Origin of the sequence: Nonomuraea salmonea, from assembly GCF_042428605.1 — a bacterium.
Lineage (GTDB): Bacteria > Actinomycetota > Actinomycetes > Streptosporangiales > Streptosporangiaceae > Nonomuraea > Nonomuraea salmonea.
In genome coordinates this window covers 74,973-87,017 of sequence record NZ_JBHMCF010000052.1, presented here as the reverse complement: position 1 = coordinate 87,017, position 12,045 = coordinate 74,973, and the positions used below count along the sequence as shown (strand labels likewise).

The window sequence follows — 12,045 nt, the reverse complement described above, 5'->3', positions numbered from 1 at the left end:
AGTGGCCGCCCTGCCGGCGCGCCCCCGATCAGAGGGAGGTCCCGTGGGCGAGACGCAGTTCCTTTGGGGCGTGGTGCTGATCTTCCGGACGGACGTAGCGGGCGGTTACGCATCTCCACATTTCAGTGAGGACGTGCGGGTGGTGCGTGCCGATTCCGAGGACGCCGCCCGCGACGCGGCCATGGCACTGGGCCGGGCAGACGAGATCAGTTACCGCAACACCTCCGGCGAAGAGGTGACGTGGCGGTTCCTCGGGATAACGTCGCTGCAACTGCTTCAGGTCGACGAGCCCGAGGCAGGAGCCACTCTGCTGCATCGATCATTCGACCGCCTGGACCGCTACCGAGACCTCTTCGAAATCGACGACCTGCCGGAAGAACCTCACAGGCCCAGGTAGACGTCCGGCGAGAGCCATGCCGGACGTGGCAGACCGAAGTGCTCCTGGAGCATCAGTTCGGCCTGGGTGAGCGCACCGTAGACCCAGCCCTGTCCGGTCGACCACGCCGATCCGCAGATGTACACGTTGGCGCCGGGGATGGGGCGGCGCATGCGCGGCATGACCTCCCAGCTCTTCGCCCCCGACCTGCCAGAAGTGGTAGGCCGCGCCGTCTTCACCACCCGGGCCAAGGCAGGGCCGGCGGGCGTGGCTCATGACACGGTCCGGTTCCGCGCTTTCGCGGACAGGGCCGAAGGCCGCTTCCGGAGCGCGGGAAGCGGCCTTCGCGTCACCGACGTCCGGGCGTCCGGGGTCAGCTGCAGCTCCACCGAGCCCAGTACGTGTTCCGGTAGTCGTCCGTGACCCAAAGGGCGTGGACGATGTTGTTGTCGCCCAGGTAGATGTCGCCCGGCGCGGCGAGCGGGTCCGGATACGGGAAGATGACCGGCGCCCCGGAGGCTCCCCAGAACCCCGTGTCGTACCCGGTCGTGGTCGTGCGCTCGACCAGGCCGACGGTGTCGCCGGCGGTGTTCGCCGCCACCGGGTAGGCGCCCGCGCGGGTGTGCAGCACCGAGCCGTCGCTGTTCCACACGATGGCGACCCTGCCGCCCGACACGGCTGTGCCGGAGCCCACCGGCCGGCCGCTGTTGTCGCTCTCCGTGATGGTGAAGCTGCTCACTCCGGCCGGCGTCTGCAGGTCGTGCAGGGTGCCGTCCGGGTACAACATCTTCTTGGACGTGAGCAGGATGCGGCCGTCCTCATCGATGCTCACCGGGCGGCCCTGCCCGACGACGCGGTACGTCGAGTAGTTGGACGCCGGCCACACCACCACCGAGTATCCGGAGCCGACGCTGGCCAGGCCGACGACGTCCCCCTTGTCGTTGATCGCGACCTCTTCGGTGTAGGTGGAGCCGGACACCTCGGCCAGCTTCACCTTGGACCCCGAGCCGGGCCGCCAGACGTACGGCTCCGACGGCCCTCCCCACGGGGTGAGGCTGCCGATCACCGTGCCGCTGCTGTTGACGTCCTGCGGGGTGTCGCGTTTCTTGCCGTCCATGGTGGGCCACTTCGCCACGGTCTGGCCGTTGCGCCATAAGAAGCGGCCGTTGTCCTCGCTGGCGCCTACCGCGTACTCGCCGCTGGCGCTCGCGCCCGCGATCGAGGCGTAGTCGTCGCCGTTCTGGTCCGGGAGGTTGCCCAGGTAGGTGCAGGCCGTGGCGGCGGACGCGGGGCTCGCCGGCACCATGAGCCCGGCGGCGGCCAACGCGCTCGCCAGGATTGTGCGCACGTGCATACGCATGGAACTCCTCGCGGGTCGATCACCGGCTTTCAGGACGAGCTGCCGGATCGAGCGCAGCCTCCCAGCCGCCCATCAAGGGAACCTCGAATTGATATGGGGACGCCTCTCAAGCCGCCCGGCGGCCCATGACGAGATCTACGGGGATTCGTACCGGCAGGCACAAAGCTCGGGACCGGTCACCCCTTTCCCGTCGAGGAGGAATTCCGGCCAGGCCGGCACCACCTGCCGGGGGATCAGCGCCGGCAGCCGCGGGAACCGCGGATGCCAGAAACGCCCATCGAGCAACAGCCCTCTGACGCGCGTAACGCCCGGCACGAGGTGATGTGGTCGATGTTGTACTCGGTCTTCTGGGAGCTGATGAAGGCCACCACGTCTATCGGCCCATCGCCTCTTTGACCCACAAGACCACAGAACGCTTGAGCAGATCACGCTCGTCTTCCAGTTCGGCGCGTTCCTTCTCCCGCGCCGCCTTGACGATACGCAGCCCTCCGGCCCGGAACTCCGGATCAAAGCGCCGCCGCGTGACTGCTGCCACGACCGAACCTTTCCCGGTTCGGTCTCCACGCTACGGCGGGATGCACATCGTCGACCACTCCTCCAACTGAGGAGCACTCTCCTCCGCTTCAACGGCCCGTGGCAGGGCCGTTGAGAGGCGCGTCTCTCCTGGATCATGACTGCCGAATCCAAGAGACGGTTCCGCGCTGACGCCGAGGCTGTGCGGCGGTCAGTTCACGATCGCGCGGGTCAGCGATGGTGGCGAGTCGGCGCGATGCGTCGGGTGCGTTCGCCGGGCTTGCTACCCCACGGGGCGCGTCGTGGCCCGATGGAGACGGCGGGCCTGCTCGGCGACCCGGCGGCCCAGGTGCTCGGCCGTGCGCAGGTCGGAGTCGTGCATCAGGTCGGGGCCCTCGTCGATGTTCGAGGCGGCGGCCGCCCCCAGCCAGACGCCCAGCCGGTTGAGCGCGTCCTGGTCGGAGGTGCTGGAGTTCCAGCCGGACAGCAGCCCCAGGCTGACCCAGAGCATGCCGTGCTGGGCCGCCAGCAGCGCCATGTACTGCAGCGTGTGCAGCTTGTCGCCGCTCTTGGACCCCGAGTTCGTGAACCCGGCGGCCAGCTTGCCCGTCCAGGCCTGCTCCGTCCAGCGCTCGACCGAGTCCCTGGCGAAGGTGTGGAACTCGGGGCTGGCCGATCCCATGTACGTCGGCGACCCGAACACGATGGCGTCGGCCGCGTCCAGCAGCGACCACTCCTGCTCGGTGATGCCGTCCACCGAGACCAGCTCCACCTTGACGCCGTCCACGGACGCCGCTCCGGTGCGGACCGACTCGGCCATCCGCGCCGTGTGCCCGTACCCGCTGTGGTAGGCCACCACCAGCGTCGATTCGTTCCTCATCATGATTCCCTTCTTCAGGAGGTACGCCTCCAGCGTGGCCGCCACGCCCCGTCCGCGGACCACCCGTCCGGGTGGGCCCGCCCACCCGGACGAGCGGGCGGAGCGGGTGGGCGGGCTCACTACCATCGAGGCCATGGCTGAGTCGTGGTCGGCCGCCCTGACGGCGGCGCTGAGGGTGATGCACGCGCCGCTCGACGGTGTCCTGCCGGCGTTGTCGGCCGTGCTGTCCGATCTGGTGCCCCATGACGGGCTGGTGCTGTTCACCGGGGACTGCCTGCTGATGTCCCCGCTGCTCACCCACGGGTTGGAGGTGAGCGCCGACGAGGTGAACCGGCTGCTCCCGCTGGTGGCCGTCGACCGTCCCTGGTTCGGCCCGTTCACGCTGGCGGGGGCCGAACGGCAGGTGCTGGCCGTGGCCGTCAAGCCGCAGAGGAGTCCGGGCGGCATCCTCGCCGTCGCGACGACCCGGCCGCCCGCCCCGGAGGCCCGGCAGATCATCGCCGGGCTCGCCGAGCTGACGGTCGTGCAACTGGCCCACCGGGTGGCGCGCACCGAGCCGCACGCCCTGACGGATCCGCCCGTCACGGCCGTGGAGGACCTCGCCGACACCTACGCCACCACGCTGACCTCGCTGCTCGGCGTCCTAAAATCGCGGCGGCTCGACGACGCCGCCGCCCGGCGCGTGGCGATCGAACTGGCCGTGCCCGCGCTGCTCGAGACCAGGGCAGGCGGCGAGCGTGACCTGGGACAGGAGGAGGCGGGCCAGGCGTTCGACGCGCTCGCGGAGAAGCTGTCCCTGCTCACCCGCTACCACGATCTCACCCTCGAACTGGCCGGCCCGGACCGGCGCGACAGGCCGCTGCCCCACGAGGTGGCCAGGGCGGCCAGGGCCGTGGTGCGGGGCGCGGTGCTGGCGATGCTCCAGCAGGGCGGGCTGAGCAGGGTCAGGCTCGCCTGGGAGGTGGAGGATTCGCTGCTGCGGGTGAGCGTGCGCGACGACGGAGCCGGTTCGCTGGCGGCCGACGCCCTGCCGGTGCACCGGCTGCGTGACCGGGTGGCGGCGCTGGGCGGCACGCTCGGCGTGGACGCGGTCCCGGGCTGGGGCACGACCATCACCGCCGACCTGCCGTTCGGCCCGGTACGCCCCCGCCCCCATGGCCCGCTGGGCGCGCTCAATCCCCGCGAGCGCGACGTCCTCGAACACCTGGCGCTCGGCCACCGCAACCGCGCGATCGCCGCCCGGCTGAACATCAGTGAGAACACGGTCAAGTTCCACGTCGCCAACATCCTCGGCAAGCTCGGCGTGAGCTCGCGAGGGGAGGCCGCCGCGCTGGCCCACGGCCTGACGGGCGCGCGCGGGGCCTGACTCCTTCAGCTGTGATGATCGATGTGATGCCGCGGCCCAGCCGGGCCCGTCGGGTGTCTCCACCATCCGACGGGCACACCGAAAAGGATGGTCAGGCAGTGACTGTCGCCATGCCGATCGACTCAGCCGACGCAGGCACGGCGTGAGTCAACGAGCCTGATCAGGCAGGCAGAACCAATTCGGCCGGGTCTCGATCAATTCCCCGGAATCAACGAGAAGGCGGCATGCCGCGAGAATGTCTGCCCGACTGCCGCCTTCTCCGGAAACAGTTTCCCAATGCATGAAAATGCGCCAGGCGTCGAAGGTCTCGCGGCCCTTTTCATCGATATCAACATCGGCTTCCCGGCCTCGGGTGTCCGCCATCCAGCAGCCGATCCCGTGAACAGAATAGCGCGTCCCGTCCTCAAGCGTGCCATCGCGGGGAATGGCCCTGCGCTGCGCCATATGGACCACGTCTTCGACGCTGTCGGCATCAACGATCTGAGCGATGACCCGATCGCGAAGAGAACGCAGTGCGGCCTCGAAAGACCGCACCGCGTCGATCGCTGTCCGTTCAGTCACTAACGAAGCCTATCAAAGCCCACGACAAACCAGGCTTCCAAAACTTCTTCGATATCCCGGTAGCCCTTGAACGGGAGCTCCACCACCCTGTATGGCACGTCGATCCCGGCACGCTTCGCCGCCGCTATGCGATGGTGCCCGTCCACGACGAAAAGTTTGGCGTCGTGCTCCACTACAGAGATCGGGTCGCCTTGCCATCCATCAGTGCGCATGCTCTGCGTCAATGCCCGCACGTTCCGCGAGGATGCATTCCCTTGGATCGAGTGTGTCCTTTCGAATTCCCAAGGAGAGGCGGTTCCGCAGTTGTGAACGAGTACGGGAGCTGTCCCGGCCAGCACGTAGTACGCGTGGGTGTCGGCGACGGTCAGGTCATAGACGGCCGGGTGATTTCGCTGCACCGTGGTGCCGACGACCCGGGCCGTCGCGCCGCTGGGAGTGCGCAGACGATCGGCACCCGTCAGATGATCGGCGCGGACCCACTGGCGGTCCTTGGCGTCCCAGAACAGGTGGTGTTCGGTGGCCAGGATGACGCCGGTGTCATCGCCCTTCCTACCGTCGGTGTCGACCGTGATCTGGACGACGTTGAGGTAACCGGCACCTGAGAAGGCCGCAACGACCAGCTTCGGCGCGGACTTTCCGGTGATCGGGTCAGTGGAGAGGACCTTGTCGCCCGCCTTGATCTTCTCGATCACCTTGTACGTGCCGTCGGCGAGTTCGACCTTGGTGCCGGCGACGAAACTGTTGGGCTTGGGACAACCCCTGGGACCTGCCGAGGCCGCCTTGGGCTTGCCTCCCGAGACCTTGCTTCCGGCTTTGCGGGCTGCCGAGGCGCCCGCGGATTTGCCGCCTCCGGCCGCTGCGCCGCCGCCGCGGCCCAGGGCGTTCCTGGTTCTGCTGGCTGCCTTGCTCGCGGCTCCGGCGACGACCCTTCCGGTCGCCGTGGTGGCGAGCTTGCCGAGTGCCGCGCCCACGCCCCTGCCGACGGCACCGCCCGCCGCGCCGGTGATGGCGCCGACCGCGGCGGATTTCAACGCTCCCCCGGCGCTCCATTCGTCGCGCGGTGTCGAGACCAGGTAGCCCGCCAGGTTGCCCGCCGCTCCTCCCGCGGCGGCACAGCCGATGCTGCCGGCGCCCAACGTGGCCGCTTCGCAGCCGGCGGTGACGACGATGGCGACGGTGACGTTGACGATGGTGGCTTTGTGCTCGTGCCAGATCTTCTTCGCCTTGCAGCCGAAGCTCCACCGGCCGCAGTGCGGGGGGTTGCTCGGCGGGGGAGGTGACGAGTAGCCGCCACCTCCTCCGCCGCCACCGCCGCCACCGCCACCGCCGCCACCGCCCCGAGAGGGCGGGTTGCACGGGTTGGAGGCGATGATCCCGCACTGGGTGCCGCCGTCGTACATCAGGCCGGTGGGGTCGGAGCCGGTGACCGGGTTGTTGTCGGCGTAGGCGTAGCCGTTCCAGCTCTGCGGGTCCGAGGCGTCGAAGACGGGGTCGACGGAGATGAAGCGGCCCGTTTCTGCGTCGTACTCGCGGGCGCCGAGGTGGGTCAGGGCGGTGGCCTCGTCGATGACGCCGCCCACGAAGCCCTTCTGGCCGGGCCAGGACGGCGGTGCGACGCCACGTTGCTGCCCGAACGGGGTGAAGCGGCGGCGGGTCGTCGCCTGTGTGGAGGTGTCCTCGACGGAGGTGTCCGCGGTGCCGTGGTGGTCGGCGCCGAGCCAGGTCACGCCCTTGCCGGTACGAGCGGCGATGGTCTGCCCGGCGAAGTCGTAGTAGCGGGTCGCGCTCTTGGCACCGGTCTTGGGGTCGAGCCGGATCTCCATGCCGGCGACGTACAGGGTGGTGGAGGTGGGGTCGCGGCGGATGAGCCGTTCGCCGCTCGCGTCGTAGACGAAGGTGCTGACGCCGCTGGGGTCGGTCGATTTCGCGAGGTGGCCTTCGACGTCCCATTCCAGCAGGCGGCCTGAGCCGCGTTCGGTGGTGTTGCCGGACTTGTCGTAGGTGTAGGTGTCGATCTGGCCGTCGCGCGGGCCGCCGTCGTACGCGACGGAGCTCAGCGTGTGCGGTTGCGGTTTGCCGGGTCCGGCGTAGGTGTAGGTCTTGGTGACGTCCCCGGTCGCCTGGTGGTCGATCTCCTTGGTGCGGTTGCCGACGCTGTCGTAGGCGAAGGACTGCCAGTAGGGCGCGGGTCCTCCGATGATGCTCTGCGAGGGCGCGGTGGCGCAGTCGTCGGTGGAGGTCCAGGCGTCGGTGAGGCGTTGCAGCCAGTCCTGACGGAAGCACTGCACGTCGGGCGTCTGGCCGGAGGGCGTGTCGGCGATCTTGGTGATGTTGCCGGACGGGTCGTAGGTGTAGTTGGTGTCGGCCACCGAGATGGGGGCGGTCTCCCGCTCGAACACCGAACGGGTGAGCCGGTTGGTGCCCTCCTCGTAGAAGTTGGTCTCCTTGACCCGCTTCAGGCCGGTGCTCATCGTCATGTCGAGGACCTGGCCGAGCTTGCCGTAGGTCGTCGAGGTGACGTAGTTGGTCAGGCCCCGCATCGTGGTCGGGTTGCCGAGCTGGTCGTAGTCGTACAGGATCGTCTCGCCGAGCAGGCCGCCCGCGGCGGGCAGCACGGTGCGGTGGACGGTGCCGTCGGGGTTGTAGTCGGTCGTGGTCTTGTACGTGCCGGCCAACCCGCCCTCGGCGGCGGGGATGACGACCTGGGCGCCGGTGGGCCGGTAGGCATTGTCGAAGCCGGTGACGGCGCTGGTGTAGGCGTCCGTGGCACCGGTGGCCGCGTTCTTGACGTACCGGGTGGAGCCGGTGGGCTGGCCCTTGACCACGGTGCCGTCGGGCAGCTTGTCGAACGTCCACTCCGCGAGCTTGGTGCCCGCGGCGGAGGTGCCGGCGTATTCGGCGGTCCTGCGGCCGAGGGCGTCGTAGGTGAGGAACAGGCTGGAGCCGCGGGCGTCGGTGACCGTCGTGAGCAGGTCGCTCTTGTCGTCGTAGGTGAGCTTGGCGGTGCCCTTGTCAGGGTCGTCGACCTGGATCATCCGGCCGCGCAGGTCGTAGTGGTAGGTCCAGGTGTTGCCGGCGGTGTCGGTGATGGTGGCGAGCTGCCCGGCGCGGGTGTAGGTGTACGTGGTGGCGTCGTAGTCGCCGGTCGGGGCGTCGCCCTTGTACTGGCGGACCTCGACGGTCTCGCCCTGCCCGTTGACGATCGTGGTGGTCGGGGTGCTGCCCGGGGGCGGGTCTACGCTGATCCGATCGCCGCCGTACGTGGTGGTGGTGCGCCACTGCTCGGTGCCGCGCTTGCGGAAGATCTGCGCGGTCGGCCACTCCATGCCGTTGTAGACGGTGACGCTCTGGCCGGGCACGTCGTCGTCGCTGCCCGGGACCCACAGGGTGTTCCCGGGGCCGCCTTCGGTGTAGTAGTCGGCGTTGGTCTTGTGGACCAGGCCACGGGTGTCGTAGAGCGTGTCGTTGATCAACCGGCCGCCGCCCGGCGCGGGCTCCTGCTTCTGCCTGGGGCGCAGGAGCCCGTCGTAAAGGGCGTACCCGGTGGTGTAGGTGGCGCCGTCGGCGCGCAGCGTCGCGGTGGAGACGGTGGTGGGGCCGTCGGTGCGGATCTGGTAGCCGAACTTCATGTTCGGGGTCGAGGCGTAACCGGTCTTGGCGTGGCCGGGCAGCCAGACGCCGGTCAGCCGGCCGAGCGGGTCGTAGGCCAGGTCGGCGCGCTTGCCGTTGGCGTCGGTGGTCGCTGTGGCCAGGCCCCAGGCGGGCTCGATCTCGGTGGTGGTGACGTGGCCGAGGGCGTTGGTCTCCTGCTTGGCGGTGACCAGGCCGGTGGCCGGGGTGTAGGACGTCCTGGTGGTGGTCCCGTTGGGATCGGTGACCACCAGGGGGCGGCCGTAGACGTCGAAGGTGGTCGAGCCTGCGGTGACGTACTGGGGGCCGCCGTTCCAGGAGCCGAGCTTCTCGGTCTTGGTGACGTCGCCCTTGGACGGTGCCGCGCCGAATGCCTTGCCGTCGTAGTACTTGCGGACGTCGGAGGTCACGTCGGCGGGGCGGTCGGGGGTGGCGGTGCAGGCCTTGGTGACGGTCTCGACGCGGACCGCGTAGGAGAGCATCCAGCGGGTGGTGTCGCGGGCGTAGGTGGTGCGGACGCAGCTGTCGTCGTCGGCGGTGGCCTGGTCGCCGAGGTCGTTGACCTGGGTGGGCAGGCCGTCGCCGTTGTAGTCGGTGTCGGTCGAGTTGTACCGCCAGCCACCCGACGCCAGCGCGGTGCGGGTGCGCTCCTTGTCCTCGCGCACCATGCTCGCCTTGGTGGTCCCCCACGAACGCACCCGCTTGGCGGTCTGCTTCGTCCAGTAGCCGGTGATCGTGCCCGTCAGGGCGGGCCCGGAGGGGCCGTCGTAGTGGATCTCCTCGCGGACGCGGCCCTGCAGCGGCTCGGCGTCGGCCACGGCTGTTCCCGTGGAGTCGGTGACCTTGACGTCGCGGGTGCCGCCGCCGGACAGCTCGTCGCCGTCCATGCCGCGGAAGTAGGTGAACTCGGCCTTCGAACGCTGCTCGCCGGGGGCGCCGCGCAGCACCCGCACCTTGCCGTAGCCGCGCCACTGCGACCAGGTCTTGTACTTGTCCTTCGTCAGCCCGTCGTCGTCATCATGGTGCCAGGCGCCGCCGCCCACGTACTCGTACGTCTCCAGCACGTCGGGGGCGCCGCCGGTGCGGTCGATCTGCTGGACCTGGGTGACGACGTACTTGTGGAACCAGTCGGGCTTGGGCGAGGTGGCGCCCTCAGGGGACCAGTACTGGGGATAGCAGCGGCGGGTGTTGGAGTCCGGCTCGGGGGTGTGACCGGCGACGCAGTCCTCGTCGGAGTAGGTGACGGACAGGGCGCCGCCGGTCTCGTTGTCGATCGCCGAGATCCGCCACTTGGTCAGCGGCGGGCGTCCTTCGAGCGCGTCGACCCGGTTGGGCCGCTGCACGCCGGCGAACTTCACCGGCGGCAGGGACGCCGTTCCGCCGACCTTGCCGGTGTGCTGGATCCCGGCCAGCCACAGCGCCGCCGCCGTGCCGTCGCCGGGCGCGCGCATCTGCTGGTCGAGGGTCCAGGTGTCGACGTTCTTGTACGCGCTCCCGGACAGCACCTGCGTGGTGACGGATGCCAGCCGCTTGCGCGTCCAGAACGTGGGCGAGTACCGGTCGAGACACGTGTCGCCGGAGTCGCAGTTCTGGTCGAAGGGGACGTCCGGCCAGTACTTGGCGTTGCTCTTGGTGAACTTGCTCTCGGCGCAGTCGAAGCTCGACGTCGGGATGCACCGCTCCTTGGCGTCGAAGACGACCCGGGCCGGGGCCGAGGAGGAGAAGATCGCGTCCGAGCGCTGCCCGTAGTCGACGCGCTTGAGGTAGCCGCTCCGGTCGTAGACGGTGGGGGTGCCGTTCGGCACGCCGTCGGTCAGGGTGGTGACATCACGGCGGTAGTAGTTGGTCTCGCGGCCGTACCAGAAGGTGCTGACGGTGCCGTGCGGGTCGACGACGTAGTCGAGGTTCCACCGCCACGCCTGCTTGCACCAGGAGTCGGAGAAGGAGCTCTTGTGGCAGGGCTCGCCGGAGCCGTTGCCGAACACCGGGACGGTCCACGTGGACTGTGTCTCGGCCTTGCCGCTCGTCCAGCCCGGCAGGTGGTTGCGGCCGAAGTAGTACTGGGTGCCGTCGGGGGTGGTGACGCGCCAGTATTCGCCGTCGTTGTCGCCGTTGTCGGCGCCGGACAGTCTCTCGATCTTGGAGCCGTCGTCGTCCTTCGGCTGCCAGGTGCCGGACTCGTCGTCCAGGATCAGCTCGGTGGCCTGTCCGTTCAGTGACAGGGTGGCGTTGTAGGTGCCCCAGCACTGGTCGTTGCGCTTGGGGGTCACGCCGTCGTCGGCGCACGCCTTGTAGCGGCGCTCGATGAAACCGGGCCAGTAGTCGAAGCCCTCGCCGATCCAGGACGCCTGGTTGTTGGTGGCGACCGTACGGCCGTCGACGCTGCCCGAGGAGTAGGCGAAGCCGATGTTCGGGGTCGGGCCGCCCGGCGTCGGGGGCAGGCGCAGCGGATAGGACCAGGAGAACGCGCCGCTCTGGTTGCTCACGTTCCACGTCGCCGACGGCGACAGCGACGTTGCCTCGTACGTGCCCGCGGAGCCGGACGGCGCGGCCTCGGCGGCCAGCGTCATCGTCTCGGCGGTGGAGAAGGCGACGTCGGCGGACAGGCGGCCGGTTCTGACGTCGTTGCGTGTCGGCAGCGGCTTCCTGGTCTGGCATCGGGGCAGGTCGGGAGTGGTGGCGGCGCACGCCGGCAACTGGACCAGGCGCAGGCGGGAGGCCCAGTCGCCGCCGTAGGCGTACCGGAAGCCGGAATAGTCGATCTCGACCGGCAGCTGGGCCGGGCCGGCGGACGGGGTTCGCGGGGTGAGCTGGATGCCGAGCCCGGCGATGCGGGATCGGCCGGCGGCGGCCGCGTCCAGCGTGCGCACCTGGACTGTGGTGGCGCCGACCGGGGTCGTCGTTTTCTCGCCGGTCGCGGAAGGAGCGGACATCGCCGGGCCGAGCCAGATCGGCAGCCCGCCGGCCCGCACCTTGCCACTGCCCGCCGCCCTGCCCGCCGCCCTGCCCGCCGCCCTGCCCGCTGCGGTGCCCGCCGCGGTGCCCTCTGCCTCGCCGCTGCGCGCCGGCGTCCTGCCGCCGCCGGCAGCGGCGGGCACCGGGAGAGCCACCGCCGTCGTGCCCGGCGCCGGCCACGACACCGGCGGCGCGTCCTTGAGATCGTAGGCCGCTCCCGGATCGGTCAAAGGCGCACGGGCCTTGACGGCGTGCCCGGAAACCGGACGTTGCTCCTGTACTCGCTGCCAGGCCGGATCGTCGCCCGTGGCCTGGGCGGCGATCGGCGCGGCCAGGGTGGCCGGCAGCGCGACGGCCAGGATGGCGGCGATCTGGCTCCAGCCTCGTCTTGAACCGGGCACGGC

8 protein-coding genes are annotated in these 12,045 nt (G+C 69.9%); 2 read left to right on the top strand and 6 right to left on the bottom strand.

What is annotated here, in order from left to right; all coding sequences use genetic code 11:
• Positions 1-43 precede the first annotated feature (43 nt).
• Positions 44-397, top strand: a complete 354-nt coding sequence (locus ACFFR3_RS44785) for a DUF4288 domain-containing protein (protein WP_345408352.1) — start codon at positions 44-46, stop codon at positions 395-397.
• Here the strand turns inward: ACFFR3_RS44785 and ACFFR3_RS44780 are convergent.
• From ACFFR3_RS44780 to ACFFR3_RS44765, 4 genes are all read right to left on the bottom strand, one after another.
• Positions 382-558: a hypothetical protein gene (locus tag ACFFR3_RS44780; protein ID WP_379485141.1), complete on the bottom strand. Its 177-nt coding sequence runs from the start codon at positions 556-558 to the stop codon at positions 382-384. The two genes, ACFFR3_RS44785 and ACFFR3_RS44780, sit on opposite strands and share 16 nt — an antisense overlap.
• Before the next feature lie 191 nt (positions 559-749).
• Entirely contained in the window at positions 750-1,730 is a 981-nt protein-coding gene (locus ACFFR3_RS44775; RefSeq protein WP_379485140.1) for a hypothetical protein, read from the bottom strand.
• A gap of 379 nt (positions 1,731-2,109) precedes the next feature.
• Entirely contained in the window at positions 2,110-2,271 is a 162-nt protein-coding gene (locus ACFFR3_RS44770; RefSeq protein WP_345408344.1) for a hypothetical protein, read from the bottom strand.
• Positions 2,272-2,532: 261 nt separating this feature from the next.
• Positions 2,533-3,132 (bottom strand): flavodoxin family protein, encoded by a 600-nt coding sequence (locus tag ACFFR3_RS44765; RefSeq protein WP_379485139.1) that lies wholly within the window; start codon positions 3,130-3,132, stop codon positions 2,533-2,535.
• A 130-nt stretch (positions 3,133-3,262) separates the two neighbouring features.
• On the opposite strand from ACFFR3_RS44765, the gene ACFFR3_RS44760 reads away from it, so the two are divergent.
• On the top strand, positions 3,263-4,495 hold the full coding sequence (locus ACFFR3_RS44760) for a helix-turn-helix transcriptional regulator (RefSeq protein WP_379485138.1): 1,233 nt from the start codon (positions 3,263-3,265) through the stop codon (positions 4,493-4,495).
• Positions 4,496-4,642: 147 nt separating this feature from the next.
• On the opposite strand, the gene ACFFR3_RS44755 is transcribed toward ACFFR3_RS44760, so the two are convergent.
• Together ACFFR3_RS44755 and ACFFR3_RS44750 are read right to left on the bottom strand one after the other, a co-directional pair.
• On the bottom strand, positions 4,643-5,056 hold the full coding sequence (locus ACFFR3_RS44755) for a DUF6896 domain-containing protein (protein ID WP_379485137.1): 414 nt from the start codon (positions 5,054-5,056) through the stop codon (positions 4,643-4,645).
• Entirely contained in the window at positions 5,056-12,042 is a 6,987-nt protein-coding gene (locus ACFFR3_RS44750; RefSeq protein ID WP_379485136.1) for a polymorphic toxin-type HINT domain-containing protein, read from the bottom strand. The genes ACFFR3_RS44755 and ACFFR3_RS44750 overlap by 1 nt, the downstream gene beginning before the upstream one ends.
• Positions 12,043-12,045: the final 3 nt, after the last annotated feature.

What these genes read in the sequence shown, in the direction of transcription:
- ACFFR3_RS44780 (WP_379485141.1), bottom strand. Translation starts at nt 558, where the DNA reads ATGCCGCGCATGCGCCGCCCCATCCCCGGCGCCAACGTGTACATCTGC.
- ACFFR3_RS44775 (WP_379485140.1), bottom strand. Translation starts at nt 1,730, where the DNA reads ATGCACGTGCGCACAATCCTGGCGAGCGCGTTGGCCGCCGCCGGGCTC.
- ACFFR3_RS44765 (WP_379485139.1), bottom strand. Translation starts at nt 3,132, where the DNA reads ATGATGAGGAACGAATCGACGCTGGTGGTGGCCTACCACAGCGGGTAC.
- ACFFR3_RS44760 (WP_379485138.1), top strand. Translation starts at nt 3,263, where the DNA reads ATGGCTGAGTCGTGGTCGGCCGCCCTGACGGCGGCGCTGAGGGTGATG.